The 25,926-nt window shown below is 59.2% G+C and carries 28 protein-coding genes and 4 pseudogenes; 13 read left to right on the plus strand and 19 right to left on the minus strand.

Annotated features, from left to right (window positions below; all coding sequences use genetic code 11):
• Positions 1 to 358 precede the first annotated feature (358 nt).
• Positions 359 to 883 (plus strand): helix-turn-helix transcriptional regulator, encoded by a 525-nt coding sequence (locus NKJ20_RS28345; RefSeq protein WP_352450366.1) that lies wholly within the window; start codon positions 359 to 361, stop codon positions 881 to 883.
• Between the two features lie 539 nt (positions 884 to 1,422).
• Here the strand turns inward: NKJ20_RS28345 and NKJ20_RS28350 are convergent.
• Positions 1,423 to 1,865: pseudogene (locus NKJ20_RS28350) on the minus strand (SOS response-associated peptidase); the annotation flags it as partial.
• Positions 1,866 to 1,896: 31 nt separating this feature from the next.
• Here NKJ20_RS28350 and NKJ20_RS28355 point away from each other — a divergent pair.
• Together NKJ20_RS28355 and NKJ20_RS34220 are read left to right on the plus strand one after the other, a co-directional pair.
• Positions 1,897 to 2,407, plus strand: a pseudogene (locus NKJ20_RS28355) (IS110 family transposase); the annotation flags it as partial.
• A gap of 76 nt (positions 2,408 to 2,483) precedes the next feature.
• Entirely contained in the window at positions 2,484 to 2,648 is a 165-nt protein-coding gene (locus NKJ20_RS34220) for a hypothetical protein (protein WP_502896535.1), read from the plus strand.
• Positions 2,649 to 2,858: 210 nt separating this feature from the next.
• Here the strand turns inward: NKJ20_RS34220 and NKJ20_RS28365 are convergent, their stop codons facing one another.
• The 8 genes from NKJ20_RS28365 to NKJ20_RS28400 all read right to left on the minus strand — a co-directional run bounded on the left by NKJ20_RS28365 (position 2,859) and on the right by NKJ20_RS28400 (position 12,030).
• On the minus strand, positions 2,859 to 3,197 hold the full coding sequence (locus NKJ20_RS28365; RefSeq protein WP_352748645.1) for a slr1659 superfamily regulator: 339 nt from the start codon (positions 3,195 to 3,197) through the stop codon (positions 2,859 to 2,861).
• Positions 3,198 to 3,215: 18 nt separating this feature from the next.
• Positions 3,216 to 3,776, minus strand: coding sequence for a slr1658 superfamily regulator (locus tag NKJ20_RS28370; RefSeq protein WP_352450369.1), 561 nt, complete (start codon positions 3,774 to 3,776; stop codon positions 3,216 to 3,218).
• Positions 3,777 to 3,778: 2 nt separating this feature from the next.
• Positions 3,779 to 6,145, minus strand: coding sequence for a SpoIIE family protein phosphatase (locus NKJ20_RS28375; protein ID WP_352450370.1), 2,367 nt, complete (start codon positions 6,143 to 6,145; stop codon positions 3,779 to 3,781).
• Positions 6,142 to 7,320 carry a methyltransferase domain-containing protein gene (locus NKJ20_RS28380; RefSeq protein WP_352450371.1) on the minus strand — a complete coding sequence of 393 codons (1,179 nt, stop codon included), beginning with the start codon at positions 7,318 to 7,320 and terminating at the stop codon, positions 6,142 to 6,144. The genes NKJ20_RS28375 and NKJ20_RS28380 overlap by 4 nt, the downstream gene beginning before the upstream one ends.
• On the minus strand, positions 7,317 to 7,838 hold the full coding sequence (locus NKJ20_RS28385) for a ubiquinone biosynthesis methyltransferase UbiE (RefSeq protein ID WP_502896732.1): 522 nt from the start codon (positions 7,836 to 7,838) through the stop codon (positions 7,317 to 7,319). Before NKJ20_RS28385 ends, NKJ20_RS28380 begins: the two co-directional genes overlap by 4 nt.
• Before the next feature lie 173 nt (positions 7,839 to 8,011).
• A complete protein-coding gene (locus NKJ20_RS28390) occupies positions 8,012 to 9,661 on the minus strand; it encodes a putative bifunctional diguanylate cyclase/phosphodiesterase (RefSeq protein WP_352450372.1) in 1,650 nt (549 codons plus the stop codon).
• A 420-nt stretch (positions 9,662 to 10,081) separates the two neighbouring features.
• Positions 10,082 to 11,224: a helix-turn-helix domain-containing protein gene (locus tag NKJ20_RS28395; protein WP_352450373.1), complete on the minus strand. Its 1,143-nt coding sequence runs from the start codon at positions 11,222 to 11,224 to the stop codon at positions 10,082 to 10,084.
• A gap of 560 nt (positions 11,225 to 11,784) precedes the next feature.
• Entirely contained in the window at positions 11,785 to 12,030 is a 246-nt protein-coding gene (locus tag NKJ20_RS28400) for a hypothetical protein (RefSeq protein ID WP_352450375.1), read from the minus strand.
• Positions 12,031 to 12,606: 576 nt separating this feature from the next.
• On the opposite strand from NKJ20_RS28400, the gene NKJ20_RS28405 reads away from it, so the two are divergent.
• Together NKJ20_RS28405 and NKJ20_RS28410 are read left to right on the plus strand one after the other, a co-directional pair.
• Entirely contained in the window at positions 12,607 to 12,870 is a 264-nt protein-coding gene (locus NKJ20_RS28405) for a hypothetical protein (RefSeq protein WP_352450376.1), read from the plus strand.
• A gap of 125 nt (positions 12,871 to 12,995) precedes the next feature.
• Positions 12,996 to 13,745 (plus strand): DUF4336 domain-containing protein, encoded by a 750-nt coding sequence (locus NKJ20_RS28410; RefSeq protein ID WP_352450377.1) that lies wholly within the window; start codon positions 12,996 to 12,998, stop codon positions 13,743 to 13,745.
• A 163-nt stretch (positions 13,746 to 13,908) separates the two neighbouring features.
• Here NKJ20_RS28410 and NKJ20_RS28415 read toward each other — a convergent pair whose 3' ends face one another.
• From NKJ20_RS28415 to NKJ20_RS28430, 4 genes are all read right to left on the minus strand, one after another.
• Complete coding sequence (locus NKJ20_RS28415) at positions 13,909 to 14,043, minus strand: hypothetical protein (RefSeq protein ID WP_352450378.1); 135 nt, start codon at positions 14,041 to 14,043, stop codon at positions 13,909 to 13,911.
• A gap of 476 nt (positions 14,044 to 14,519) precedes the next feature.
• Positions 14,520 to 14,825: a hypothetical protein gene (locus NKJ20_RS28420; RefSeq protein WP_352450379.1), complete on the minus strand. Its 306-nt coding sequence runs from the start codon at positions 14,823 to 14,825 to the stop codon at positions 14,520 to 14,522.
• A 295-nt stretch (positions 14,826 to 15,120) separates the two neighbouring features.
• Positions 15,121 to 15,840: a serine hydrolase domain-containing protein gene (locus NKJ20_RS28425; RefSeq protein ID WP_352450380.1), complete on the minus strand. Its 720-nt coding sequence runs from the start codon at positions 15,838 to 15,840 to the stop codon at positions 15,121 to 15,123.
• Positions 15,800 to 16,336 carry a serine hydrolase domain-containing protein gene (locus NKJ20_RS28430; protein ID WP_352450381.1) on the minus strand — a complete coding sequence of 179 codons (537 nt, stop codon included), beginning with the start codon at positions 16,334 to 16,336 and terminating at the stop codon, positions 15,800 to 15,802. Before NKJ20_RS28430 ends, NKJ20_RS28425 begins: the two co-directional genes overlap by 41 nt.
• A gap of 539 nt (positions 16,337 to 16,875) precedes the next feature.
• On the opposite strand from NKJ20_RS28430, the gene NKJ20_RS28435 reads away from it, so the two are divergent.
• The 3 genes from NKJ20_RS28435 (at position 16,876) to NKJ20_RS28445 (ending at position 19,033) form a co-directional block, all read left to right on the plus strand.
• A complete protein-coding gene (locus NKJ20_RS28435) occupies positions 16,876 to 17,196 on the plus strand; it encodes a putative quinol monooxygenase (RefSeq protein ID WP_352450382.1) in 321 nt (106 codons plus the stop codon).
• A gap of 78 nt (positions 17,197 to 17,274) precedes the next feature.
• Positions 17,275 to 18,150 carry an NAD(P)-dependent oxidoreductase gene (locus tag NKJ20_RS28440; RefSeq protein WP_352748654.1) on the plus strand — a complete coding sequence of 292 codons (876 nt, stop codon included), beginning with the start codon at positions 17,275 to 17,277 and terminating at the stop codon, positions 18,148 to 18,150.
• A 67-nt stretch (positions 18,151 to 18,217) separates the two neighbouring features.
• Positions 18,218 to 19,033: an AraC family transcriptional regulator gene (locus NKJ20_RS28445; protein ID WP_352450384.1), complete on the plus strand. Its 816-nt coding sequence runs from the start codon at positions 18,218 to 18,220 to the stop codon at positions 19,031 to 19,033.
• 219 nt (positions 19,034 to 19,252) lie between these two features.
• On the opposite strand, the gene NKJ20_RS28450 is transcribed toward NKJ20_RS28445, so the two are convergent.
• Entirely contained in the window at positions 19,253 to 19,777 is a 525-nt protein-coding gene (locus NKJ20_RS28450) for a hypothetical protein (protein WP_352748657.1), read from the minus strand.
• A 215-nt stretch (positions 19,778 to 19,992) separates the two neighbouring features.
• On the minus strand, positions 19,993 to 20,109 hold the full coding sequence (locus NKJ20_RS34225; RefSeq protein ID WP_502902839.1) for a hypothetical protein: 117 nt from the start codon (positions 20,107 to 20,109) through the stop codon (positions 19,993 to 19,995).
• Between NKJ20_RS34225 and NKJ20_RS34230 the strand changes: the two genes are divergently transcribed.
• On the plus strand, positions 20,092 to 20,889 hold the full coding sequence (locus tag NKJ20_RS34230; RefSeq protein WP_502902840.1) for a helix-turn-helix domain-containing protein: 798 nt from the start codon (positions 20,092 to 20,094) through the stop codon (positions 20,887 to 20,889). The two genes, NKJ20_RS34225 and NKJ20_RS34230, sit on opposite strands and share 18 nt — an antisense overlap.
• Before the next feature lie 184 nt (positions 20,890 to 21,073).
• Here the strand turns inward: NKJ20_RS34230 and NKJ20_RS28465 are convergent, their stop codons facing one another.
• On the minus strand, positions 21,074 to 21,460 hold the full coding sequence (locus NKJ20_RS28465; protein ID WP_352748671.1) for a hypothetical protein: 387 nt from the start codon (positions 21,458 to 21,460) through the stop codon (positions 21,074 to 21,076).
• A 69-nt stretch (positions 21,461 to 21,529) separates the two neighbouring features.
• Here NKJ20_RS28465 and NKJ20_RS28470 point away from each other — a divergent pair.
• Both NKJ20_RS28470 and NKJ20_RS28475 read left to right on the plus strand, forming a co-directional pair.
• A pseudogene (locus tag NKJ20_RS28470) lies at positions 21,530 to 22,245 on the plus strand (glucoamylase family protein).
• Between the two features lie 247 nt (positions 22,246 to 22,492).
• On the plus strand, positions 22,493 to 22,933 hold the full coding sequence (locus NKJ20_RS28475; protein WP_352450387.1) for a hypothetical protein: 441 nt from the start codon (positions 22,493 to 22,495) through the stop codon (positions 22,931 to 22,933).
• 66 nt (positions 22,934 to 22,999) lie between these two features.
• Here the strand turns inward: NKJ20_RS28475 and NKJ20_RS28480 are convergent, their stop codons facing one another.
• The 3 genes and pseudogenes from NKJ20_RS28480 to soxR form a co-directional block, all read right to left on the minus strand.
• Positions 23,000 to 23,587: a cyclic nucleotide-binding domain-containing protein gene (locus tag NKJ20_RS28480; RefSeq protein WP_352450388.1), complete on the minus strand. Its 588-nt coding sequence runs from the start codon at positions 23,585 to 23,587 to the stop codon at positions 23,000 to 23,002.
• A 147-nt stretch (positions 23,588 to 23,734) separates the two neighbouring features.
• A pseudogene (locus NKJ20_RS28485) lies at positions 23,735 to 24,053 on the minus strand (pyridoxamine 5'-phosphate oxidase family protein); the annotation flags it as partial.
• Positions 24,053 to 24,487, minus strand: coding sequence for a redox-sensitive transcriptional activator SoxR (soxR, locus tag NKJ20_RS28490; protein WP_123148309.1), 435 nt, complete (start codon positions 24,485 to 24,487; stop codon positions 24,053 to 24,055). The gene soxR and the pseudogene NKJ20_RS28485, both read right to left, overlap by 1 nt.
• 85 nt (positions 24,488 to 24,572) lie before the next feature.
• On the opposite strand from soxR, the gene NKJ20_RS28495 reads away from it, so the two are divergent.
• Positions 24,573 to 25,295 carry an SDR family NAD(P)-dependent oxidoreductase gene (locus NKJ20_RS28495; RefSeq protein ID WP_352748663.1) on the plus strand — a complete coding sequence of 241 codons (723 nt, stop codon included), beginning with the start codon at positions 24,573 to 24,575 and terminating at the stop codon, positions 25,293 to 25,295.
• On the plus strand, positions 25,292 to 25,926 hold a 635-nt coding region (locus NKJ20_RS28500), incomplete at its 3' end, for an S-adenosylmethionine:tRNA ribosyltransferase-isomerase (RefSeq protein WP_352748667.1). The genes NKJ20_RS28495 and NKJ20_RS28500, both read left to right, overlap by 4 nt.

Genomic DNA, 25,926 nt, shown 5'->3' on the forward strand with positions numbered 1-25,926 from the left:
AATTTCGGCGTGGCTTTCATATGCCGGAACACAAACGGGAAGAAATCTCGCGATTGCGGCGCAAATTCTGGGAATCTTAACAGTGTAATCATCAGATATCGAGTTAGGTTATTACGGACGGATACTATCACTTGAAGACTTTCTGCAGATCACGAGTAGCTTTATTGGGTAGGGGTAGAAAATGACTCTGATCGATAGACATAGTGATCCTGTTTCGGGTAGCCGATACATTGCGACAACGACCAAGTATAACCATGAGGCGCATACGACGCGGCCCTCTTATATTTTTCCTCCAGATCGTGCATCGGGCGCAGGGGTCGGGGAGCCAAGAGCACGCAGCCTGGAATCCATAACCGGCATGCTTGATCGCATCGGCTGCGGCTATCTCGTGCTGAACCGCGAGAGGAAAGTGCTCGAATGGAACGCAGCCGCTCAAACCACGCTGGAACGCCAGGGAGAAGTGGCCGATACGGCCAGCGGTCTTTCCGTGGCTTTGAGGCGGCTGCTCGCGAATGTTCCGGCCCATTTCCTGCCGGGCTCATTATCGTGGGTGGTGATCCGCAGCAACGGCGACAGGCCGGTGATATTGAACGAGAACGGGTTTATCGCTCCTGACGGAACGAGCATTGTGGCGTTACTGGATCGCGAGAACAGGTCGGGGCCAAATCCTCAGACACTGCAAAAGATGTTTGGTTTGACGAGCGCGGAAACGCACTTGGCGTTGCGCTTGGCTCAGGGCGACGCGCCGCTGGAGATCGCCCGCAGTTGGCGCCTCAGCCGCACCACGATCCGCTCCCAGCTTGCCTCGCTGTTCGCCAAGACCGAAACGAAACGTCAGGCCGAACTGGTGGCTCTTCTTGGGCGCATTTCAGTCTTGCCATAAGGGCCGTCGTTTGGATCCATCTCAGCAGACAGCCAATCCCGAAACGCTTTGATTTTCCGCTGGGCGATGGCGCGGGGCGGGCAGAGGAGCATGAATCTCGAAAAGAGAGTCACTCGCAGGCACCAAAGCCGCAATGGCGTCTACGGACAAGCACACAGGCAGGAGGTTGATAGCTACTGCTGTGCTTGGGGTCGCCTACTTCGTAGCCTATCCATATTCCCCTGGTTGATGCGCCTCATCGGCATCGCGTTTGTAATTTGCGCCTTCTACCGCACGCAGAACCCTTAGATATCCGGCCTGTGGTTGCCCTATTATGCCCCCGGTCGCTTGTTCTTGACGTAGCCCAAAGCCTCGACGTGCGTCCCGTCGACATCTGTGACGAGCACAAGTTTCGGCGAGAATGCGCTGGTGCCGTCGGTGCCGACGACCTTGACTATCCGTCCGCTTTCCGGGTGGAGGCATCGAATTGGGTGGTTAGGGCGATCATGTCGTTTTCTATTTTCTCTGCTCAGATTGAACCGCCGGTTGTCACGTTGTGATTATGCTTTTGCCTGCCTTTCTGTGCCCCTCATAATGGGCAAAGAACCGGATTCAGAAGCATGCTCACAACGTAACAACGAGAGAAAATATATCTTCCACATGGCCATCAGCTCTTCTGGAAACGGCTTCATGAGATGTTCCGGGTCGGGGTCGTCAGCCAGGTCATGTAGTCTTCGGGCGTCAGAATCATCGGCATACGGTTGTGGATCGTCGCCATGAGCGGATTCGGCTCACAGGTCAGCAGCGTGAAGGTGCGGATGTTGTCGCCGGTAACGCGTCGCGCCAATCCTCCCAGAGCGCCGCCAAGGCGAACGGCTCGCCCGACTTCATCGCAATGGCATAGGGCTGTTTGTTCTTGCCGGTGCCGAAGATGTCCTTCCATTCAAAGAAGCCGTCGATCGGCATCAGCGCGGCGTGACTGATAGGCGGCTTTGAACATGCCGCGCTGCGCTTCGAGCCATGATAAACGTGGTCTGGATGGGCAGCCACAAGCATCAGAAGGGAGAAGCGCAGCGACGCATCATGTGGGATTGGATGTGTCAGTGAAAGAGACCGCCATTTGCATTGGACGAAACAGGCCAGATTTGCCGCCAGATTTGCCGCGAGATAAAGATGGCGAACCATCCGGAGGATCTGGCACGGGTGCTCAAGGAGCCCAGCTGGTGGGTTGAGCGGGTTGGGCTTGAAGCCGGGCCTTGTCGCAGTGGTTGTTCGAAGGCCGGCCAGGGCCGGCCTGCCGGTGATCTGCATCGAGACCCGCCACACCAAGGCATTTCCTTAAGGCCCAGGTGAACAAACCGACCGCAATGATGCCCGCGGCATTGCGCAGATGCGCAGATGATGCGAGTCAACCTGTTTCGCCCGGTGCATGTGAAAACCCTGACGAGCCAGAAGCGCCGGGCGCTGCTGACCGCCCGCAAGCTCTTGCAGGAAAAGGCCATTGCCGTTGAGAACGATCCCCGCGGCTTGCTACCGAACTTCGGAGCGGCTGCATCTCGCGTTCGAAGCCGCGCGGCTTGCATTCGGCGTACGGACACGCACATCGCGGATTCCTGCCTACATGCGTGAGCCGGTCGCGGGGCTGCTCGACAAGGGCTTTGCGAGGACGCTCGCGAAGTTGCTTGATCCCGGCAAGCGCGTGCCACTGCCGAAGTCGCCCTCGCCGTCGAGCGACACGATCTATCTCACGGTCGTGGACCGCGACTGCACGACGCCACACTTCTGACTGCGCAGCGACGGCTGATCGGCACAGGCGGCCCGACATCCCCCCAACCCGGACGCCTGCCGCCTGTGCCAGCCCCCAAGCCATTGCGAGCATCTGCGCACGTGGCCAAATTGTCGTTAGCCTCGCATCCGAATACTTATCCGGGCGTACATATCTCGCTCTTGCAGCGCTCTTGCACGCCGTCCTTTGGCTAATTTCGGACGACCTTCGTCAGTCCATCAAAAGCACCACAGCGGGGTGCAGCTTCTTCAGATTCGGCAATGATTTCGATTGCCAGGGTATGTCTGGCGTTCCACGCACGAGGAGTCGAACATCGGGATGCTTGCGCACCTCGATGGTAAATTTCGCGAGCAGGTTGATGCCGGAAGAGTTTAGAAAGTGAAGATCCTTAAGATTGAGCGTAATGGAAGCGGGATTACAGGCAAGAACACTGGTCGCCAACGCCGAGATAGGCGCACCGGCCTCGGAACTGGCAAGCCGCATTGCACCGTCGAAGAAAATTTCGCTTCCTTCAGTCCACACACGGTAGTCGTCTGTCTTGATTTCCATAGCCGGGCTTCGTTTCTTCTAGTTGTGAATTTGCGAGATCGGAATAGAGGCATATGTCTCCACGCAAAGCCGATCGCTTTCGTCGGCGGCGCTGAATATCCAAGCCAGGCGTGCGCCGTAGTCGCTCATCAACGTCAGCAATCCAAGTCCGGAGCCTGCCATGTCGGGGTTGGCGGCATTCTCTTCAATTCGCTGTATCAGCAGGTCCACGGGGTCGCCAACCGTGAGATCTGCCAGGAGACTTTGGAACTTAGAGGCATCTTCACCATCGACGTCGTTCGACACCTTGAGCTTGAAGCACTCCGAATCCATCGACGCCTCGATCAAGATCTCACCTGGTGCGCGAAACTTGACCGCATTTTCGATGAGTTCGTTGACCAGATATCCGATACTATGCCGCACTTCCATGTAGTCATTGCGGGACGACCGGAAGCGCAACGCGAAAAGATCGGCGATGAAGTCCGAGGTCGTGGCACAATGACGCCAACTCAAGTCGAGAGGTCCGTCGAACAGCCGCACGCGACTGACGCTCTCCTTCATCCCGATTGCAACGTCAGGGGTCCCGAACAGCGTTGTCATGGCTATGTGTGCCTTATGATCACGAGGGTGATGTCGTCGTGGATCTTCTGGATCCCGATATGGGCCATGAGATCCTCGATGATCCCGGTTTTGATTTCCTCGGCGCTCCCGCCTTGACGTTTTCGTGCGCTCTGGCAGAGGCGCTCGAACCCGAACAGCCTTCTGTCTTGGTCTTCCGCCTCGGTCACACCGTCGGTGTGCAGCACGATCACGTCGCCACTGCCGAACGGGATGTCGCGCGTGGCAATGAACTTCGAGATGTCATTCTCCAGGCCAACCGGCAGACCCAAATCCATCGTGTCGATGCGTTCGACGTCCCCGTCCGCACGCACGACGAGAACGTCCTCATGCTGGCCGGATAGCGTTACCCGCTCATCCTCGAAGTCAAGGAAGGCCAGCGAGAGATGCTTGCCGGTGTTCGTCCGCTCGATGTTCTTGTAGATCGCTCTGTTCAGCCGATCCAGAAACTGATGCGGATCCCCCTCATTGGTCTCCTGCAGCGCGCGTGCAACGGATTGGACCATGAGCATCAGCACGCCGCTCTCGAGACCATGACCGGTCACGTCGCCGATGCCAATCTTGACCCGTGACCCGTTCTGCAGGACGTCATAATAGTCACCGCCGACCTCGTCGGCCGGCCGCATGTAGGCCGCGATCTCCAGCCCCGGAATCGCTTCGAGTTCGAATTGTTTCGGCAGGACCATCATCTGGATCTGTCTGGCGACCGCGAGTTCAGCACCAAGGCGAACGTTTTCGTCCTGCAGCTTTTCGTTGAGTGCGGAAATCTCCTGATTTGCGTCCCCAAGTTCCCTTGTTCGTTCGTCGACGAGTTGCTCGAGGTTTTCCGTGTGAAAGCTGATCTGCTCAGCCATGCGGTTGAAAGCGACCCCTGCCGCTCCAACTTCGTCGCGCGTTGGGATGCTCACTCGGACTGAATAGTCTTTGGACTGGAGCCGCTGGGCGGCGCTGGCAAGCGCCCTGAGGCCCGCGGTGATCCGCTTCGAAATTCCGAGCACGGCGGCAAAAACGATCAGAAGCGAAACGACGATCGCGGCGATCTGAAAGAGCAGGATACGGTTGGTTGCACGGGAAATACTCTTCTGCGCGGCGAACAGGGATGCATAGATCTCCCGTTCGGGAACGACGATCCCGACCGACATCATTTCGGACTTGATCGGTCCCGAACTCCACAGATTGGTCGGCTTTAATCTTTTGAGGACAACAATGTAGGGTACGCGTTCGCCCTTGTCGGCGAGCATGACATGCTGAATGACACCGTCATTGTTCTGGTCGAGAGGCAGCGACGCGATAGCCGGCTGCGTACTTCCCCGCAGGGACCTCTCCAGGCCGGTGACGCCCTGGGTGCCCGCATCGCTCGATGAAGTCAGGCCGATGATTGCCTGGCCTGAGGGATTGATCGCCACGACGTTGCCAGTCGACATTGTGAGAAAGCCGAACCCGGTCTCAGCGATCTTCACACGTTCGACGACTTCCGCGAGTTGATCGAGAGTGATGTCTGCTCCCGCCGTACCAGCGATACCGGTGCGATCGCGCGTCCACAGCGGGTGGAAAAAGCTGACGATTAGCTTTCCCGTGATCGCATCGGTGTAAGGCGCTGTCTGGGTGATATCGTCAGAGACCGGACGTGAGGCTGGATCCCTGGCCCATTGCTGCCATGACCCATAGATTCCCGGAAAGAAAAACTCCCAGAACTCTGCCTTGTTGTGGCCTGGGTAGAGCCGGTCGAAGGTCTGTGCCTGGTCCGTATACGGCACCGTCCTGAAAATCGGCCGTTCCTTTGGACCAATATAATACATTTGCAGCTTGGACGACCCGCTGGCCATGAGCGTCGGCGCAACGAGGTCCAGCACGGTGCTGTCTTCTATTTCCTGCTGAACGCTTGGCAGCGGACTGTGGTCGGCGCCCAGCAGGTAGCCCCAGACGCTGACCACGGAAGGCGCTCCCGGCAGGTTCTGCGCCCAATCGCCCCGCGAGTCGTAGACGACCTTCACGGAGCCCGGCGCCTCCTGCGAAAGCGTGGCTCCGACCTGTTGTTGCCTGCTTGGATCGTCGATCTGGGCCTGCAGCACGCCGGCCAACGCCTTGACGTCCCCATGGACTCGATCGAGCAGCAGGTCGACGCTTAACGCTGTCGATTCGGCATAGGAACGAATGTATTCCTGGTTTGCGATCGTCAGGCCCTCACCGACTTCGGATGTTGCGTCGCGCGACAGCTTTTGAACATTCCAAAGCGCCAGGCCACCGCTCAAAAGGAGGTCGAACAATACCGCGCCGCCAACGACCAATACGAATTTCGCTCGAAAGGAGCGCAGGCCGAATCGCGGTGTGGGCTCATCGTTGGCTTTCATTGCGGCCGTCGCCCCGATGCGACCCAGATCGGCCAACCCGCATAACCCTTGGGGTGGAGCGCAGCGAAAATATGATCCTCGAAGCCCTGCCGGAAGCGTGCGACGAACTCCGGTCCATCGCCGCGTCTGGTCGCCATCTCGCCCGCATAGACGTCCGCCCAGGCCGCAATGACATCGGCGAAGTCCTGCGGATCCCCGTCCAGGTTAGTGACCATGAAGGTCTCCACACGGATGTCTTCGAATCCGGCTTCGATCAGGTATCGCCGGCTCTTGGGCCCAAGCTCGACATCCATCTCGAAATGCCCGAACAGCTTCGCCACCTCGTTGTAGGTCCAACGAATGCTTTCGGCGCGCGGCTCGCCGAGGCAATGCGAATTCTTCTCGTTGGTGATATAGACCCGCCCGCCTGGCTTGCAGATGCGGTAGAGCTCCTTGAGGATGAGTTCAGGTCGATTGAAGATTTGAAGGGAATGTCGGCAGGTGACCAAGTCGAACTGCGCTTGGTCGAGCAGCATCTCCGACGCATCGCCATAAGTATATTCGATGCCCCGGATGTCGAATTCCCGCATCACTTGTCGAGCATAGTTCAGGCTTGATCTGGAGTGGTCGAGGGCGACGATCCGCGATGGCTGGAACTCCTTCTGCGCGAGCACGGCGAAATCACCGATCCCGCAACAGACATCGGCCATGACGATCCCGGGGCTCATGCCGTGTCGCGGCAAGATTGTGCGCTCGTGGCGCCAAGTCATCTTTGTCTGAGTGCGCAGGATGGGTACGAACCCGCCTTCTTCAAGAAAACCCTGCCCCGGATAAAATTCAGTGTCATACTCCTCGACGGTGATGTTCGGTTCAATTCCGCTCAGGCGACCGAATTTTCGCGAGGTCCATCCGACGACGCTTGACGTGATGACGACGAATTTGAGATCGGGTCGAGCGCGACAAGCGTCGATGATGATCCTCGAAAAGGTGTGAAACGCCGCGTTGTTCATCTGCGTCAGGCGCCTGACATTGACGTAGAGAACGCCGCGCACACGGCCGATCGCATCGCGAAGTAATGCTATGCTGGGCCCAAGCTCATCGATCGCCTGAGGCCGGACCACTCCCGATATGGAGAACTCCTGGTTGTTCGCGTCGTATTGCGCCTTGAAGCGCGGGAGAAGGTCGTAAGGGCTCAATTTTGCAGGCCCTCGAGCGGAAGATCCACGACAAGCTTGATTGCATCGCCGTCCGCGTCCTCGATCCAGAGTGTCGCGTTGTAGTCGACAGCCAGTTCCAGGAGTATGACCTCGCGGCTCGGCGCGAGATCCCCGGACACCGAATTGAGGTATCGCTCTCTGGCCTCTATTCCTGCAAGTTGCGACACGGCTTCTTCGTAGAATTGGCGCTCCTCCGGCACGCAAGGAAATGTCAACTCGATCCTATCCGTCGCGCCATGGCGAGACACCCTGCATGCCAGTTCGCCGTCGGCATGGCGAGTACGAAAGGCGACTTCCAGCAATTCGTTGAAGGCGGAGGAAAAGAGATTTGAATGGTGGACCGAGTCTGACCTGTTTTGACTGATCATCCGGGCCACGTATGTCGAGACATAATCGCAATGCTTCCAAGCGGAGACAAAAGCTTTGATTTCCATGTCGATCTGGATCATCGGCTCAAAAGTCGGCTCGCCAGCCAGGTCATGATGAATAGGTCCCATCGGCATCTCACTTGTTCCATCAGTATTGAGCTCTCGCGGGGTGATGGCCTCCGCGATGAAAAATTTCTCCGCGCCCGTGATGAGTCTGTCTCGCACCCACTCGAGGAATTGCGCTGTATCTGCCTCGATCATTCTAGAATCTCCGCCTCACCGTTAACGAAGGCCGCAAGGCACTAGAGCGCTTGTTTTGATTCCTCCATCGCGCGTACCACCCTCAGCGGGGACCGCCTGATGAAACCGCTGATCGCCTCGGCTCCAAGCGGCTTTCCCAGGAAGTTGCCTTGCAGGCAATCGCAATTCTCCTTGATCAGCCACCGTGCCTGTGCAGGGGTCTCGACCCCCTCGGCAGTGACATTTATCCCGAGGCCGTGCGCCAGATTCATAATCGATCGCACGATCGTTTGGCTTTTGAGATCGGTCTCCAAGTCCGCAATAAAGTACTGATCTATCTTCAACGTATCGAAGGGAAAATTTTTAAGGTAGCTCAACGATGAATAGTATGTTCCAAAATCGTCTAGCGATATTCGAATTCCCAAGACATTCAGCGTATTCAATGTGTCTATGTTGTCGATCGTCTTCTCAAGTAGAACCCTCTCGGTTATCTCAAGTTCAAGTCTGTCGGCTTCAAGCCCAACTGCGTCGACGATCTGAGCGACGGTGTCCGTCAGCAAACCGCTAAGGAACTGAGCCGGCGACAAGTTCACTGCGACTGTCAGCGAGGAAGGCCACGTCAACGCCTGGCGACACGCTTCCTCGAGCACCCATCGTCCAATCTCGTCCATCAGACCGTCCGCTTCGGCGATCGGTATGAACACGTTGGGTGGAATGATTCCGAGCTCGGGGTGCCGCCACCGCAGCAGCGCTTCGAAACCGGTCACTGACGAGGGAGGCTGAATGAGCGGCTGATACTCCAGATAAAGCTCGCCGCGCTCCAGCGCGGTTCGAAGGCTGCGCCTCAGATTCTCGCGTTGCTCGAGCAAGAGCAGCATCGAACGGTTGAATGTTCGAGCGCAGCCGCGTCCATCTGTCTTGGCCGCGTAAAGAGCAATGTCAGCGGCTTTCATCAACTGTTCGCCGTCGGTCCCGTGCTCCGGCCCGAAAGCAATTCCGATACTCGAGCCGACGAACACGGGAATGCCGTTGATGACGAACGGGTTCTTGAACGCGTCGACTAGAGATCCGGCAAGGCGCTCAGCCTCTGCTGGCTGCTCCTTTCCCAATTGGATGACAGCGAACTCATCGCCGGCATACCGGTAGGCGGATTCGCCGTCCTGCAGCGAGTCGCGGATACGACCCGCCGCGAGTTGAAGAAGAGTGTCGCCTGCTCCATGGCCGAGCGTGTCGTTGACCGCTTTGAAATCGTCAAGGTCGATTTGCAGAAGGGCGGCTTTCGGCTTTGATCCGCCGAGGGCCGCCATTGCCTGCTGGAGCCGCTCGCCGAATCGCCGCCGATTCTGCAGTCCAGTCAGCACGTCGTGCGTCGCCTGATGGAGCAGAACTACATGTTCTTGTTCCTCGGCTGCGCTCCGCCCGCCGTCCTCCCTTAATTCGATGATACCCGCACCATTTGCCGTGGGGAACACAAAAACGGACCGGTGCGCTCCGCCCGATGTTCGCGGCAAGTCGATGCTGGCCGGAGAGCCACCCTGGAACACACGAAGAAATTCGTCGCGATGGCTCGCATCGAGAAAGCTCGGGTAGATCACCCAGACGGCGGCGCCCGGCGCTACCGCGCCTCCGTACAAGCCTTTGAGCCTGGCCGCGTAGTGCGTCAGGCGAAAGTCACGGTCATAGAACGACAAAAGTTCGGTCGTGTTCGCCAAAAGGTCTGCGAGAACCCCATCGCCGACACTTGGAGCGTCGCTCGATGAAGGCCCCTCACTCTCCGTGCCGACGCCTGAAGCCTCTGAGGGCAAGAACCACCTCCATAGGCGGTGCAGACTCGCGCCCCCCAGTCTAGAAATAGCATAACTGTCAAGCTTGGCAAACTTTCAAATCGCAATCTTAATAAGAGCCCCCCGCAGCCTAGTTCCATGTATGCTCCGCCGTGATTGGCGGCAAATTATCAATAACGATGAACCGTCACAGTTCGTTAACAAACCGTGAATTGGCGAGAATCAGCTCTGTGATTGATGCGCAGTAGGCGCGACACGAAAATATTGTGGTCCATGAGGCGGCGTGACCTTCGCCGCCCCGGGCAACCCCTCTTCTAAGTCCGCCCAATCAGCTTCGCGATCCTGTAATCAGTTTCCGAGCGCCTTGAGCCAACCTTCAAAGGAAGAGGCCTCCTGGCCTCCGGCATGTGAAACAGAGTGGGCGGGGCGCGGCAATACCACAGTACTGCGGCCTTCGCGGGGGCTGTAACCGAATTCCTTGCTGAATGCTCGGCTGAAATTAGCCGCTGAACTAAACCCGAAGGCTTCAGCAATTTCAACAATGCGCCGGCTGTCCGCCGGATCGCTTAGCGCAATATGGGCTGCTAGAAGGCGGCGACTTTGTATGTAATGGAGAACACCGCCGCTTGGTTCGAACAACTGATAGAGACGAGAGCGCGAGACGCCGAGCGCCCGGCACATTGAATCCGGTGTCAAATGAGCCGCATCCAGATTGTGGTGTACGTATCGACGCGCTCGCTCCATTAGCGCGACACTCGTCAATAGTTCGGCGGCCGCAACCTGTTCCGCCGGAGGCCCGAGGCAGGCAATGATCATGCTGCGTGTTGCGTGCACGATGCGGGGCAGATCGTCAGCCGTGAGGCTGCGAAGTCTTGCTTCGATGCTGTTGACGTAATCGAGCAAGAGGTTGGCAAAGTTGCCCGACAGAATTGAATTGTTCTTGGCGTCCAGGGTTGCCGCCGCATCGGCGAACAAATCGCGCGGCAAATAGACAAAGAGACTTTCGGAGTCCGTTGTCCTCCCGCGAAACGGGTAGCCAAGCGATCTGATCTCCAATTTACCCGGCTGGTTCTCCGCTACACGGCGATCGACCTCCGTCCACGACCGGCCAGTACGTGGCAAGGCGATATACCAGTGATCGATCGAGCTGGACCGAAGCTTCGCGGCAGAACGCATATAACTATGTGCCGGTGCGCGCTGTTGAACGATCAGCATGCCGTCGAGGTTCCAAGCCGTGTGGTCGGCGGGAAAGCCATCGTCGAGCGATTTGTCATCCGGCAACCTGACCTCGACGAGCGGTGCCATATGCGCCTGCCAAGCGGCGAATTGATCCTCTGGCGCCAGTTCGAGCGTTGAAAAGGGCAAAGGTTCGAGCGCCGGCGCAAGTGACGGGGCACCCTCATTGTAAGGTTGAGCTTCGCGCGGCCAACGACGTCGATCACGCTCCAGCGCCTGCCTCGCAAGCGCCTCCTCTTGCCTTTTAGCATCCATCGCGTGGTGTCATATCCGATTCGGGTATGCCCATGCCCCTCTCAATCATGTGGTGTACCTCAGGCATCTGGCAAGACTGGCCGACTCGAGGCGACTGAAACGGCGATCACGCTGGATTACGGCAAGAAATGCATTCCGAGATAAGTTTCTGGATGTGACGCCAACGACACTCTTCAGCCTGGTGCGTATAGAATCGGGCATCGTGGAATATTAGTTGAGGAGACCACCCAAATGGCCACTAGGCTCAACAGCGAAGCTCGTCGGAGGATAATTCTGGATGGATACGGTAACAACGAGCCGTTGAAAAATATTGCGGCAAAGGTCGGATGCTCACTGGCGAGTTTGAAAGTCACCGCCAGCAAACTCGGTTGCACTCGAACTCCGAAAGAGGCAGCCGAATTTCGGCGCGGATTTCACGTCCCGGAAAACAAGCGGCAGGATTACTATAGACTTATGATTACCGGACAATATAAAGCCCGTGAGTGTGCGCTTATGCTAGGATTAATAAAGGAGCAATCAGGAATCAAGTAAATTGATTCGTAGTCACTGCAGATGACAAGTCATTTTGACAGCCACCGCTTCAGCGGTTCATCAGCAAAAAGCCCGCCGCAAGCACGGTAGCGGGCCTTGAAAGGTTCGCACAGATGCTGCCTCGGTATTTCAATCGCACCTGCCTCAGCCCTCATGATCTGGCTATTTGCGAACGCGTGTTCGATCAGGTCTGCGCGGATGAGCATCTCGACCCTTTGGACCCGGCGGCCGAAATCTTGACAGTAATGGTCGTGGCCATTTTTCGAAATGCTCACACCAGCGAGCGCCAACTACTTGCGGCTGTCAAGTCTCATCGGCAAAAGGCTGCGGGAAGGCGCGTCGCATGAATCCGTTCAGTCGCGACGCGCTGTTGCCAAGACACCGGACTTAAAACCGCCGCGGGCACGGGTTCACAGTGGTTTCAATACTACTCCCTCCAGCCGTTGATATTTGCTTCGGAAGATCGTTTTTGGTGCAAGCGGTCCTTGCTGTCGCGGAAGTCTCGATTTGTTGCCATCTTGGCGCAAGCGAGTGCGCCGATGGTTTCGCGGCTATCACCTAAGTCCCTATTCGGTCCCGTCCGTCTCGCATTCGTTACCGATCGAGCACCGGCAAATATGAGTTCGTTTCCAGACATTCTCGCAGAATGGTCTCACGACTCTAACGGGGGTACAAATTCACACGGCAAGGCGGGCCGACCGGTGGTGAACATCAGCCGAGCCTATCGGCTCACGCCACTCTGCAGCCAGAGAGTTGCATTTACGCTCTTCAACATCGTTAAAAACGTACGGAGGTTTCCCGAGACTCGGCTGCCCGCGGCGCGCATGGTCAGGGGCAGGGAGGAATAGACCATGCGCGAATTGCCCAGCACCATCGACGCAGACGTTCTGATCGAAATCGGCAGGCTTTTGGATGACCACGCGAAGTCGACGCCCGTGCCCGTCCACAAGCTTGCATTGTTAATGCGGCAGCGTTCAAACGCCAGCCTTCCGGTTGAATCGATGGAAGAGTTGATCGTGAAGATGGCCATGACGCGGCAATTGCCAATGATCTTCGATTTGCCTGACATTGACACGGACAATGTGATCTCGATTGCCTTGGCACGCGCGTCTTGAGACTTGCCCTCGAGCGCAAGTTCAGTTGCTCCACCAGAAGCAGCAGGTGCTGCGGTTCGGCATGACCAAACCTGGCCCAGATAGCGTGCATCGCCTTGCGCCGAGCTGGTGAAGTGGAATGGGCTGTGAGTGCATCCCTTTACGAGCCGGTGAACGTCTACAAACCGCAGGGACCCGATATCGGCGTCGTTGACGGTCCGTTTGAGTATTTGACGGTAGCAGGACTAAAACTTCCGCTGCCATTCACTACTCGGATGACGGTGGTGCGCCTATCGAACGGCGATCTGTTCCTTCATTCGCCCATCAAGTTTGCTTGGACGGTGGCCGAAGAGTTACGGAACTTGGGCAGAATTCGCCACCTCGTGTCACCCAACCAATTTCACTACGCTCATGTCGGTGAGTGGTCGAAGGCTTTCCCTGAGGCAACCACATGGGCATCGCCCAGAGTCCGCCAAAGAGCACGCGCACGGCATGCTGATGTGACGTTCGCTCGGGATTTGGAAGCCGATCCGCCGGAAGAGTGGCGGCGGGACATGGACCAGATATTGTTTCCCGGTGGCTACTTCAAAGAGTTCATATTCTTCCACCAAGCGTCAAAGACGCTGATTCTTACAGACACCATCATCAATCTCGAATTGGACATGATCGATGAGCCTTGGCGCACGGTGACGAAGCTGACTGGGATGGCTCACCCGCACGGGCGCACCTTCCTTGGCATGCGGCTGCCAATTCTCCTGCATCGGCAGAAAGCACGGGCAGTAATAGGCAAACTCCAGTCGTGGCAACCGCGGCGAGTGATTCTCAGTCACGGCCGCTGCTTTGATGGGAATGGCGACGAGCTTGTCCGTAGAATATTCGGAAAGACGGCTTGGTGAGGCAGTGGTTTGGGGAAAGCCAAATGTCCATTTCGGGTCGGCTCCGCCGCTCGCCCCGATCGCTTTATGCCGAGGGTAAGCTCTCGCTCATCTGGCCGGTCGCGTTGCCGACCGATCGGCCTAGAACGAATCCCTGTCGCGAGGGCGGACCTTCGCCGGCACGCTATGTCTTGACAGATACCTTGCGGGCTTTCAGCAATGACTTGATGCCGTTGCGGTCGTTGTCGATGCGGCCGCGGCCGTGACCGACCGAAAGCTTCGACAACGCATGCACCGCATGCGACAGGTTGTTGTTCATCCAGGGCGACGGCGCCTACTCCACCGCAACCATGTCGCCCAGTTCTGTCACGAGGCTCCCGGCACCGGGTGCCGGGACCAACATGTGATCTCCATAATGCGTAAGAGCCGGAGGTCCATCGCCGGCGACAAGGCGCTCATTGCAGAGAAAGGTTACGATCCATCGGGTGCCCGCGGCCTTCACGCGAAATGTTGCTGGGCGCCTCCTTCGACAGCGCGCACATGCGACACGTCCTGGCCGGGGGCGCCGCCTGTTGCCGAGAGCGACGATCGCGAATGCGCGAACGGCTGGACGGCAGGTGAAGCGGGGTCGCGATAGGCGCACATCGGACTTGCTTCACCAGTAGTCCGAAGACGCCAGCGACGCACTAGGCTGGACTCGTGCCCTAGCCGTCGAACTCCCGCTTATCCGTCGCTGTCAAAGTGCGCTTGCATCTTCCCTACGCCGACAAGCGCGGCCGTCGTATCGCCGTAGTATCAAGCCGCTGAAGTCCGGCGGTGCTTTCTCAGCCGAGTGATCGCCGACTTGTCGACCGTGATCACCCCGCCGCAATCAATCCGCACGGTGAGTTTGCTTGCTCCGCGATCGATGCGCGTGACGTCCCCAACAAGAACCACTCGGTCTCCGGCCCGGGCTTTGGGTGGCGGATCAATCGTATAAGGATGGTCATACGATGGAATGCTCACTCTAGCGCGCCCGCTGGGGAGAATCGTGATGACGGTACCTGCTAGTGAAACCTCATCGCCAACCTCAAATTCGCGAGGCATGTTAACGTGCAGCATGGTCTTCCTCCCGATGCTTTCCCTAATTGACGCTTTGCTAATTAATGCCCGGCCAACCAGGTTGGTTGCTTGCAATCGACTTCGTACGGTTCCGCACAATTCCAAGCTGGTATGCACTCCCAGTTGGCCTCGGATCGGCCTTGTGGGCGTCAAATTGTCAACACCGACAGCGGCCACGAGATCCACAAGGACCAGCCGCAGCTCGTCCTCGACCCGATCCGCGAAGTCGTCGACGCCGTGCGCACCGGGAAGACAAGCCTAGAGCCGTAGCGGCCTCGCCTGTCCCGACCCGGTGTCATCGCTTCGCTGGCGCTAACGGTGAGACCGCATAGATCTGGTCCAGTATTTTCAGCATCAGAGCGTTGGCGGTCGGCTTGCCGTCGAGCGAGAGCGTCAGGCTGGTCCAGACGATCAGCGTGACGTCGTTGTCCGGGTCATGGCCCATGAAGGAGTTGTAGCCGGGCATCTCGCCGCCGTGGAAATAGATCTTGTTCGGCCCGAAGGTGACCAGGGCGCTGCCGTAGCCATATTTCTGGCCTTCAGGCTTGCTGGGATCCTCCGCTTCGGGACTATCCAGCCATTGGCGCTTGTAGTCGGCGTTGAAGACCTGGCCCCCGACCAGTGCGCGCATCCAGGTCGCCAGATCATCCGCCGTGGAGATGACGCCGCCTGCCGCAAAGTAAGCGGACGGGTTCTGCCACGTCTCGTCATCGGGCTTGAGCGTTCCCGCCCTGGCCGCCGCCTGAAGATCGTCCGGATAGGGCGCATCGACCAGGGCGTAAGACGCGCCGCCGTAAATGTAGCCATGCGCATAAGGCTCGGGGATGGTGTTGGACGTGCTGACGGGCAGCAACGTGTTTTTCATCCCCAGGGGCCCGAATAAGCGCTCCTGAAAGATCGTCGCCAACGGCTTGCCATCGATCTTCTCGGCAACGAGGCCGAGCAGATAATAGTTGGTATTGTTGTAGTCGAATTCAGCACCCGGCGCGAAGTGCGGCGGCCGTTTGAAAGCCATGGCGAGGAACCTCCTCCGAGGTCCACGCCTTGTCCGGATTGTTATCGAAGCTTTCCGCAAGTTCCGGTGCATTGGTGAAATTGTAAAGGCCGCTCCGCATCTTTATGAGCCGGCGAATGGTGATCTGGTCGCCGTTCGGAACACCATCAACGTATTTCGAGATCAGATGGTCGAAACTCAGCTTTCCTTCCTGGACCAATTGCACGATCACCGCGGCCGTCATCGTCTTGGTGTTTGAGGCGGGCCGGAAATGGGTATCGGCGCGCGGCGGGTTCGTGACGCCGAGTTCGGTCGTTCCATACCCGAAGGCGAAATTGCCCTGCGGAGTCTTGAGGAGAACCATTGCGCCCGGCAGCAGGAGTTCCTTGGCCGTGCGTTCCATCATTGCCTGAAGCGCGACCGGGTCGATCGGCTTGAGCGCCGGCGCAGAAGCGCCCACGGCGCTGCCCGTTGCGCACACCGCGACAACCACCGCGCCCAGTGTTCTCGCTATCATCGTTTCACTTCCTGGTAAGATCGACGGGACGAACTCTACCGGAAACGCAGGCTTCCGTCTGTGGCCGGAATATCAGCAATGGAGGGATGTCCCAGTTTCTGCTTCGTCCGCGATCGAGGCGATGCGGACCTCGCCTACTCAGCAGCTGCCAGCGCGGGTCAAACGGTTTGGTTGGGTGGTGAGCCGATGTTCGCGCAAGCACGATCGCCATTATGGGACCGACAGTTTTACCATGCGGCGTCCTCCTTCGGTCTCCGCCTCGACCGAAATCCTTCTCGCTCATAAAATTTCTGCGCGGATTGGTCGTTAGGACGCTCAGCTTGGTAGGCAACCCACGCTTGGCCGCCTCCGTCACTCTCTGTCGGGCAGAACTAATTGCAATGGTGGCGCCACAGTAGCCGCAGTCGAACGCGGTCGGCCTGGACCTACAATGTTGCTGACGCGTCCGGAGCCATGCGTGATTTCGCTGCCATTTCGCATTTCTACAATGCGACGCAGCTTCGCCGAGCTAGCATTCCAGCATCAACAAGGGTCTGCTAATGATGTTCATCGCGAACCTTCTCGCTCGGGCCGAGACCGTCGATCAAGTCCGTGACATCCTCATCGATCTCACGCGGCAGACATCCGCTGAGTCGGGCGCGGTCTCGTATCACGCCGCTCAGAGCACGTCCGACACCACGCATTTTTATGTCGTGGAACAATACCGCGATCATGCGGCTTGGGAGTCTCATATGGTCTCTCCCTATGTGCGCAATGCGCTATCCGTGTTCAATGATCTACTTAGAGAGCCGCCTGCGGCAGCCGCGTTCGTGGTTTTTGCCGAATACATAGCTGTGCCAGCGGACAGCCACGCGATCTAAGCGTTTCGCCGTTTAGCTGTCGACCACACAACTGGATTGGCTCTTGATACAACCTACGACGGATGGAAAGGATTTCCGATGGCTGAAGTGGCAGTTCTAGGACTTGGAGCGATGGGGTCGCGCATGGCAGCCAATCTGCTCAAGGCAGGGCACCGCTTGACGGTGTGGAACCGGTCAAAGGAGGCGGCGCATTCGCTCATTTCCACAGGAGCACGTCTCGCCGGCACACCGCGAGAGGCCGCGGCAGGAGCAGATTTCGTGATCGCCATGGTTCGAGACGACATTGCATCACGAAAAATATGGCTCGACGAGGACACGGGAGCACTTGCTGGGCTCAAGGCAGGCGCGGTGGCGATCGAGAGCTCGACACTGACGCCGGTTTGGATCGGCGAGCTCGCCAAAGCCGCATCGGCTCGGGGCGTCGCCTTCCTTGAGGCACCGGTGGCAGGCGGGCGGCCGCAAGCGGAGGCGGCCCAGCTGATCTATCTCGTCGGCGGCGAGAAGGACGTCCTTGCGCGAACAGAACCGCTGCTCAAAGCCATGGGCACGGCAGTACATCACGCTGGGCCGGTCGGGGCAGGCGCCATGGTGAAGCTCTCCGTCAACTCTCTTCTCGCTGTCCAGGTTGGCGCAATGGCCGAACTCATTGGCCTGCTGCAGCGGCTGGGCGCCGATGTCGATCGAGCCGTCGAGATTATTGGCACGACGCCCGCCAGCAGCCCAGCGGCGAAAACGATGGCAGCCTCCATGCGCGCGGGCACGTTCGCACCATTGTTTCCAGTAGAACTCGTGGACAAAGACCTTGCATATGCAATCGCTATGGCGGGCGCGGACTGCTCACAGTATATGCCTCTGACTATTGCGGCCCGCGAGGTCTTCCAGCATGGGATTAATCGCGGCATGGGCGATGACAATATAACCGGCATCGTGCGCCTGTACACTGAGCCAAGATAATCTATGTATGCGATGGGCGGCTGCAGAAATGGCGTAACAAATAAGTCATGGATTTTGAGAGGCTTGGATGCTGAGTATATCCTATCGACCGATCGAATCGATAGGTCACGTGGTTGATCGCTACTGGTCACGTGAGACCAATCCTGGCGAAGACATCGAATTCATGCCGTTCTGGCCAAGCCCAGGCGGAGCTGAGATATTCTTTCACGTTGCACCAGGCTTTCTGCTTAACGGGAAACAGCCGCCGCGGGCCCATGTTTTGTGCTGCCGTAGCCAGCCCATTCACCCAAAGGCCGTGCCGGGATTTCACTTTCTTGCTGTCCGTATTCGGGCGGGCATGGCAGAACATCTGCTGGGAGTGCCTGTTTCCGAACTTGCAGACAGAATTGTTCCACTCGAGGTGATCTGGGGACAAGAGGCAACGCGTCTGACGGAGCAAATCGTAACCACGGCGCTTGACAGCACGCGGGTCCACCTGCTGAACCATTTTCTACAGCAACGTCTCAATCCCCGAGCAGAGCGGGGCACCCTCGATGCCGCCTTCCGACTCCTCGAGACGGGAACATCATCGATCTCCAAAATCTGCGATCTTGTGGGACTGAGCGAGAGACAGCTTGAGAACCGTTTCAAGAGAGCGACGGCAAATTCGCCGGTCCGCTTTCGCCAACTTGCGCGGTTGAGACGAACTATCAAAGCGATATTGCAAGATCCGAACGAGAAATTTACGCAGCTTGTCGATGAGGCCTACTTTGATCAATCGCAGGCCGTTCATGAGTTCCGCCGTTTTACAGGTCTGACACCCACGGAATTTTGCGAGCTGGCGAGACGGTCCGCTCACTTCTACGAGGTGAGATCGCCGACTTTGGCTCGCAGCAGTCAGTAGTGGGTTGAGCCCGCCGGGCAACGCGGCGGAAGCTCCGTTCCTCCGGAACCACTGCAAAGCCGGCCGCAACGATCAACCCCGAAAACGTTGTCCGATGTAGGGGTTCGAATCGCTCTGGCGCTATCGGCAATACAGCGCGTCGATCGAAATCACCTGTTAGCCTCTCCTCTGAGCGCGGCCGCAGCTCCCTTCAGGCAAGATGCGCGAGCAGACGGATATCTATCTGACCGAAAGCAAACAGAAGCCAGGCGTGCCCCACTGAAAGCACAAGCATGCGCAAAGGTTCCTGGACTGATGCTCGGCTGGCGGCAACTTGCTCGCCAGCCGAGTGAGTTCAGGCGGTGGTCGGGGGAGACTGGCCAGCCACACGCTGGTGATTCCAACCTGTGCCGATGTGCCAATCAGCAACCTTCGTCGGTCTTTTTCACCTGGCCCGGCGCGGCGGCTCTTGGCTGCCGTGTCCTGCTGACCTGGCGCCGCCTGCTGAGCGCTGCCAGTCTGCTGGCCGGGCGCGCAGTCTCTGGCCGAGTTCGGATTTGTGGTGCCGCTGGTGGTGGTCGTGTCGGTGCCCTGATCGCCGGACATGTTGGTGCCGCTGCTCGTCGCGCCGGTGCCCTGATCCGTCGTGCTGGGCATGGTTGTCGTGGTCGAGGTTCCGCTCGTTGAGGTTCCGCTCGTCGTCTGGGCAAAGGAAAGCCCGGCCGACAGCGCCAGCACGGCCGAAGCCAAAAGGATGCGTTTCATCTTCTTTCTCCTGTCTAAATGCGCGGGGTGCGCTGTAAATCCAACAGGCCCGCAGACAGAAAGAGTGTTCCCCGATGAAGTTCAACTTTTGTAACTCTGGTCATAGGTCAGCCTTAGGATGGCGGGCGTATATTAGAAGCCTCTTGAAGAGGACACTGCCCGCACCAGAATCCATGGCATGGCTCGGGGAATAGGCATTGGTGACCAGGTGGCGATTACTGCCACGGTTCGAAGGCGGATGCGGTTTGGTCGGACCAGCGCTCGAGCTTTGAGCGGACAATCTTGCCATGGGGCAAGTTGATGGCCCCGGGGACATGACCTTGGGCGAACATCGAAGGGCTGCGGACATCGAGGAGGACGAAATCGGGTTCGCGCGACAGCGCATCATGAACATCCCAACAGTCCGTACGACGCATTGGCGCTACGCTGATGCACTGCGCAGCCAGTATCCAAAGTTGGCCGTGGATCATGCCTCGCTCTACCGCTCGCATGGCCGCGTGTTCACGTCCGCCGGGAGTGCCGCCGGCATTGACCTTCTGATCGAGATCGTTCGCCAGGACTTTGGAGCTGATGCGGCCAACTCCGTGGCTCGAAGGCTTATAATGCCGGCGCACCGTACCGGTGGGCAGGCGCAATTCCTTGAACGACCTGTTCCGACACGGCGTGGGTCAGAAGTTGCGCCACTGCTGGACAAGATGAGGGCTGAACTCGGCGGCGTCTGGACGCTGGAGCGAATGGCATCGGAATGCCACATGAGCTTGCGGACCTTTATACGACGCTTCACCCAAGCGACGGCATCGCCTCCAGGCGAATGGCTGGTATCCGAGCGCCTTTACGAGGCGAAGCAGCTCCTGATTGGTCGCCACCACAGCATCGAAGAGATCGCCGCCGCCCGTGGGCATGAGTTCAGCGGATACGCTGCGACATCACTTCCGCAAACGCAGGGGTATCAGCCCAAAGGAGTATCAAACGCAGTTCGGCCGTCCGACGCCAGTTTAATCATGATTTTGACGAATGCTCGGTCATCTATTTGTGTCCATCAACGTCCGGAAAGGGGTCGCAGAACGAACCCGCTCGCACGGGAGGGCACGCGTTTCGCGACTGGCGCATAGGCGATAAGACGACCAAAAGGTGGGAAGCGCAGCGAACCCCTCTATATCGACAGCCATGGATGCATCGAGCGACCACCTGCAGAACGACGAGCTTCTCTCGGACATCCAGTGCCTGTCCTTCGACTATTTTCTCAAAGAGGCCAACCCGGCGAATGGCCTGATCGCCGACCGCAACACCCCGGGGTCACCGGCCAGCATCGCCGCCGTCGGGCTCGCCCTGTCGGCCTATCCCGTCGGTGTCGAGCGCGGTTTCATGACGCGCGCCGCCGCCGCTGAACGGACGCTCGCCACGCTTCGCTTCTTCTGGAACGCGCCGCAAGGGCCCGAAGCCGACGCAACGGGCCACAAGGGCTTCTACTACCATTTCCTCGACATTGAGACCGGCCGCCGCGTCTGGAAGTGTGAGCTGTCCACCGTCGATACGGCGCTTCTGCTTGCTGGCGTGCTGGCCGCCGGCGCCTATTTTGGCGAGGACGATGAATCCGAACTGGAAATCCGGCGGCTTGCCGATGCGCTCTACCGGCGCGCCGACTGGCGATGGGCGCAGAACGGCAGCGCCACCGTCACCCATGGCTGGCGGCCTGGAAAAGGCTTCCTGCGCTACCGCTGGCAAGGCTACGACGAAGCGGTGATCCTATATGTGTTGGGCCTCGGTTCGCCAACCCATCCGTTGCCGCCCGAGAGCTATGCGGCCTGGCTATCCACCTACAAGTGGAAAAGATCTATGGCCGGGAACTGGTTTACGCTGGTCCACTTTTCGTCCACCAGCTCTCGCATATCTGGATCGATTTTCGCGGCATCCGCGATGCTTCCATGCGCAACCACGACTGCGACTATTTCGAGAACAGCCGCGAGGCAACCTACCTGCAACGAGACTACGCCATTCGCAATCCGAAGGGCTTCAGCGGTTATGGCGAGAATTGCTGGGGCATCACCGCCAGCGACGGCCCAAGCCCGACAAAACCCCAAATGACGGTCGGTGGCCGCCGCTTCTTCGGCTATCTGGCGCGCGGCGTGCCATTCGGCCCTGATGATGGGACGTTGTCGCCGTGGGCAGCGATTACCTCATTGCCCTTTGCACCAGAGATCGTTCTGCCGGCACTGCGCTATTTCCACGAGATCGACCTGCAAGAGGGCAACCCTTACGGCTTCACCGCAAGCTTCAATCCGACAATAGCAGCCGCCGACGGCCGGCCATGCGGTTGGGTATCGCCCGACCATGTCGGCATCAATCAGGGGCCGATCACTCTGATGATAGAGAACTACCGCTCGGGCTTCCTGTGGCGCCTGATGCGCCGCGTGCCGGCCATCATCGCGGGACTGCACCGAGCCGGTTTTTCGGGCGGTTGGCTATAACAAGTCGAGATGACAAAGCTCCCCGACTGATACCGGGACTTTTGACTGCTAGCACATGCCGCATTTGCTGCAAATGTCGCCTTAGCGGCGCATTGGTACTCAGCAGCATAGGGCCGAGGAACGAACCCGCTGCGCGGGAGGGGCGCGCGCGGTTGAGGTAGAGATCAAGAACCGGTCGTCGCGCTCGCGTTGAGCGTCGTTCGGCTCGAGCAGAGCATGGCGGGCTTCTTCAACAAGGAGCCTGACCATGCCCACCTTGGCGTCGCGCGAAGGCCAGGCTTGTGGCGCGCTTGACGACGTTCTGCTGAATGGCCTCAGTCAGGACCGTCTGCGCCGGCTCTTCAGTCATGCCGCAGGCCGGAGCCGCGGCTTGCAAAACTTGCCGCTTAACTGGTCGCTTGGCCTGCAACCTGGTGCCGCTCTCTTCGAACTTGACCAATGGCTGAGCGCGCTGGACGCACCGAGCCGGCTTCGAACCGACGGCATCGATCCGAGACCGATCCTGATCCCCGTCCTCGACATGCTGGCCAACGGCTTGGCCATGGCCGAGCGGGCCTGCAGCGAGGCCGAACGCCGCCACGAAGCGACCAGCGCCGATCTTGCTGCGGCATGCGAGGCGATCGATGCTGAATTCGGTCCGGATGCAATGTGGCCATGTGCCGGTCCATGCCTTCGTCCGGAAGCCTGAACGCCGATAGACGTGCCCGCTGTTTCCTCAGTCTTCCAGCGGCAAACAAGATAGTCTTCCGCGCTGCTATCTTGCTCTTGGTGCCCCGCTGTCAATTGGTCTGAAGTGTGAGACAGTCTCGATTGTGAGGCCGAGATAATCGCCGATGTCCATACGCGACATTGGCAGTTCGACCTGCTGCAATCCGCCCTGCCGTTCCACCATGTCGACCAGGAATGCGGCGACGCGTTCGATGGCGCTCTGGCAACCGAGGACCAGCAGGTGTTCCTGCGCTCTGGTCAACCCCTTGAGCGCCATGGGCAGCAACTGATGGGAGTTGTCCGCTCCAGCAGCGAGGCGGAAGACGCGGACACCGGTGGCATTGATCGCCTCGGCGAAGAAATGATGCGTGGTGCCGGCTTCGAAGCCGAATGTCTCTCCGGCGAGGTGAAAGGCATTTATCTGCCGGCGGCCGTCAGCAAGCAGGCGGTAGACGCGGACGCCGCCGAACTTCAACTGGTAGAAGGCTCCGGCCTTCTCGCCCTGGGCGTAGATTTCCGCGCCGGCGGGATAGAAGCTGAGTGGTTGCAGCGGTGCGGGCTCGAAAGCCTCCGGCAGGTTGGGCTGGGAGGACCGCGACGGCAGTGCAACTCTGGAGTTGGTGTAGGCGTGCATGGCTGTTTTCCCGGTTAATCCGTGGAACAGCAATCGCGCTAATCGGCCCGTGGCGAAATTCGGTTATGTCCGTACGGGAAACTACTAGAACCGCTCCCTACGCGCCGGTGCAGCCACCGCTTTCAGCCGTCGCGGCAGTGGAGACAGCTACTCACTTGCCTCGCGGCCCGACACCTGCTCGATCAAGACCCGGAAGAACACGTGGGGCGCGCTGTCCGACACCGGAGGCATGACCGGCTTGAGGGCGCCCGGCTCCCACCAGTTGGCGTGCTTGCTCAACACTAACCATGCATAGTCGCGCTGAACCTTGCAGCCGATCTGGTCAGGCAGTTCTTCATAGCGGCTCTACAACCACGCTTCTCCATCCCCGTCCTTGGCCGCGTTCGTCGACCTGGAGGGACACCAGCGGATTGGCCCGCATCCAGTCGATCTTCTTGCCCAACATGGAAAATGCATAAAGGTGACTCACCCCAGCCAATACCTCGGCCCCGGCCCCTTGCGTCCTGCCATATCGGCAGGGTTCGCAAGGCTACACCGGTCGATCGACAGGCAGCCGCAACCGATGCACTCGGTAAGCCCCGACCTCAGGCGCTGCAACTCGGCGATGCGCTGGTCGATGCGCTTGGTCCACTGGCCCGACAACCGTGACCAATCCCGACGCGACGGCACGCGATCGGCTGGCAACTTGGCCAGCTCGGCGCCGATCTCCTCGAGCGTCAGCCCAATTCGCTGCGCGAAGACGATGAAGGCGATCCGGCGCAGCACGGATCGCGGGTAGCGTCTATGTCCCGAGCCGGCCCGCTCGGACGCGATCAGCCCGCGCTCCTCGTAGAAGCGCAGGGCCGATGATGCGACGCCGCTGCGCCGCGCCACGTCGGTGATGGTCAGCATGGAATCCATGCATGAACGAAAGCACAATTCCCGCTTGACTTCAAGTTAACTTGAACTTGTAGCAAGAGGCATACGGATTAAAGGAGCATTGGCAATGCAGACGAATATCGAACTTCAGGGACTTCGCGTGGCGGTCACGGGCGGCACGTCCGGCCTCGGACTGGCACTTGTGCGGCAGCTTGCCGCGATGAATGCGTGCGTCGCCTTCGTCGCCCGCACCGCCGCGAATGTCGAACGCATCGCCGACGAGACGGGCGCGCACGGTTTTGTCGGCGACGTCGGCAAGAAGGAGGACATCTACCCGATCGCGTTGCAGGTCACTGCCAGCCTCGGCGGGCTCGATGTCCTGATCAACAATGCGTCGAGCCTCGGCCCTGTCCCTCTGGCGCTCCTTGCCGATACCGAGTGCGAGGAGCTGGAAATGGCGCTCGCGGTCAATCTCGTCGGCGCGTTCCGGCTGACGAAAGCCCTGTTCGGTGCGCTTGCCGCGTCCGCACGCGAGGGCCGCGGCGCGCTGGTCATCAACATTTCCAGCGACGCCGCGGTGAACGCCTATCCCGGCTGGGGAGCATACGGCGCGAGCAAGGCCGCTCTTGCCCATCTGACGGCGATTTGGGACGAGGAGGCGAAAGCAGACGGCATCCGGCTCCTCGCGCCTGACCCCGGCGATATGGACACCCCACTGCACGCGCTCGCGATCCCTGATGCTGATCCGGCGACCTTGAAGCGCCCCGAGCAGGCAGCTGCCGAGATCATCGAAAAGATGCTCGACGCGTTGCCGGTCCGCTCTACGCGTCTCGCCGGAGCACATGGATGATTGCCGCCGATCGTCCCGATCGGCGCTCCGCCAGACTGTTCGTCGTCGAGGCGGACGGCACGATGCGCGACCTGCCGCGAGCTGGACTCGCGACGCTGTTCAAGCCCGGCGATCTGGTCGTCGCCAATGACGCCGCGACCTTGCCTGCCAGCTTGCACGGCACGCATGTCCCAAGCGGTGAGGCGATCGAGATCCGCCTGGCGGGCTGGCTGTCACTTCCCGATCCAACCCGTTTCATGGCGATTGCCTTCGGCTCGGGCGATCACCGCACGCACACGGAAGACCGGCTGCCTCCACCTCCGCTGTCACCAGGCGATCGCCTCCGGCTCGGCTCGCTTGACGCCGCCGTCGAGCGCCTTCTCGACCATCCACGCCTTCTCGAGTTGCATTTCCCAGGCAACCGCGCAGCGGTGCTTGCAGGACTGGCGCAGTACGGCCGGCCGATCCAATACGCGCATGTTCCCGAGCCGTTGGCACTGTGGGATGTTTGGACGAAGATTGCCGCCGGGCCGGTCGCGTTCGAGGCGCCGTCGGCAGGCTTCGCGCTCGACTGGCGCACGCTCCAAGCCTGGCGTCGGCACGACGTTGGCTTTGCAACACTCACGCATGCTGCGGGCGTCTCTTCCACCGG

Origin of the sequence: Mesorhizobium sp. M0185, assembly GCF_040322175.1 — a bacterium.
Taxonomy (GTDB): domain Bacteria; phylum Pseudomonadota; class Alphaproteobacteria; order Rhizobiales; family Rhizobiaceae; genus Mesorhizobium.

What these genes read in the sequence shown, in the direction of transcription:
- NKJ20_RS28345 (WP_352450366.1), top strand. Translation starts at nt 359, where the DNA reads ATGCTTGATCGCATCGGCTGCGGCTATCTCGTGCTGAACCGCGAGAGG.
- NKJ20_RS34220 (WP_502896535.1), top strand. Translation starts at nt 2,484, where the DNA reads ATGCGTGAGCCGGTCGCGGGGCTGCTCGACAAGGGCTTTGCGAGGACG.
- NKJ20_RS28365 (WP_352748645.1), bottom strand. Translation starts at nt 3,197, where the DNA reads ATGGAAATCAAGACAGACGACTACCGTGTGTGGACTGAAGGAAGCGAA.
- NKJ20_RS28370 (WP_352450369.1), bottom strand. Translation starts at nt 3,776, where the DNA reads ATGACAACGCTGTTCGGGACCCCTGACGTTGCAATCGGGATGAAGGAG.
- NKJ20_RS28375 (WP_352450370.1), bottom strand. Translation starts at nt 6,145, where the DNA reads ATGAAAGCCAACGATGAGCCCACACCGCGATTCGGCCTGCGCTCCTTT.
- NKJ20_RS28385 (WP_502896732.1), bottom strand. Translation starts at nt 7,838, where the DNA reads ATGGGACCTATTCATCATGACCTGGCTGGCGAGCCGACTTTTGAGCCG.
- NKJ20_RS28395 (WP_352450373.1), bottom strand. Translation starts at nt 11,224, where the DNA reads ATGGATGCTAAAAGGCAAGAGGAGGCGCTTGCGAGGCAGGCGCTGGAG.
- NKJ20_RS28405 (WP_352450376.1), top strand. Translation starts at nt 12,607, where the DNA reads ATGCGCGAATTGCCCAGCACCATCGACGCAGACGTTCTGATCGAAATC.
- NKJ20_RS28415 (WP_352450378.1), bottom strand. Translation starts at nt 14,043, where the DNA reads ATGAACAACAACCTGTCGCATGCGGTGCATGCGTTGTCGAAGCTTTCG.
- NKJ20_RS28420 (WP_352450379.1), bottom strand. Translation starts at nt 14,825, where the DNA reads ATGCTGCACGTTAACATGCCTCGCGAATTTGAGGTTGGCGATGAGGTT.
- NKJ20_RS28425 (WP_352450380.1), bottom strand. Translation starts at nt 15,840, where the DNA reads ATGGCTTTCAAACGGCCGCCGCACTTCGCGCCGGGTGCTGAATTCGAC.
- NKJ20_RS28430 (WP_352450381.1), bottom strand. Translation starts at nt 16,336, where the DNA reads ATGATAGCGAGAACACTGGGCGCGGTGGTTGTCGCGGTGTGCGCAACG.
- NKJ20_RS28435 (WP_352450382.1), top strand. Translation starts at nt 16,876, where the DNA reads ATGATGTTCATCGCGAACCTTCTCGCTCGGGCCGAGACCGTCGATCAA.
- NKJ20_RS28440 (WP_352748654.1), top strand. Translation starts at nt 17,275, where the DNA reads ATGGCTGAAGTGGCAGTTCTAGGACTTGGAGCGATGGGGTCGCGCATG.
- NKJ20_RS28445 (WP_352450384.1), top strand. Translation starts at nt 18,218, where the DNA reads ATGCTGAGTATATCCTATCGACCGATCGAATCGATAGGTCACGTGGTT.
- NKJ20_RS28450 (WP_352748657.1), bottom strand. Translation starts at nt 19,777, where the DNA reads ATGAAACGCATCCTTTTGGCTTCGGCCGTGCTGGCGCTGTCGGCCGGG.
- NKJ20_RS34230 (WP_502902840.1), top strand. Translation starts at nt 20,092, where the DNA reads ATGACCTTGGGCGAACATCGAAGGGCTGCGGACATCGAGGAGGACGAA.
- NKJ20_RS34225 (WP_502902839.1), bottom strand. Translation starts at nt 20,109, where the DNA reads ATGTTCGCCCAAGGTCATGTCCCCGGGGCCATCAACTTGCCCCATGGC.
- NKJ20_RS28465 (WP_352748671.1), bottom strand. Translation starts at nt 21,460, where the DNA reads ATGGGTGACGGTGGCGCTGCCGTTCTGCGCCCATCGCCAGTCGGCGCG.
- NKJ20_RS28475 (WP_352450387.1), top strand. Translation starts at nt 22,493, where the DNA reads ATGCCCACCTTGGCGTCGCGCGAAGGCCAGGCTTGTGGCGCGCTTGAC.
- NKJ20_RS28480 (WP_352450388.1), bottom strand. Translation starts at nt 23,587, where the DNA reads ATGCACGCCTACACCAACTCCAGAGTTGCACTGCCGTCGCGGTCCTCC.
- soxR (WP_123148309.1), bottom strand. Translation starts at nt 24,487, where the DNA reads ATGGATTCCATGCTGACCATCACCGACGTGGCGCGGCGCAGCGGCGTC.
- NKJ20_RS28495 (WP_352748663.1), top strand. Translation starts at nt 24,573, where the DNA reads ATGCAGACGAATATCGAACTTCAGGGACTTCGCGTGGCGGTCACGGGC.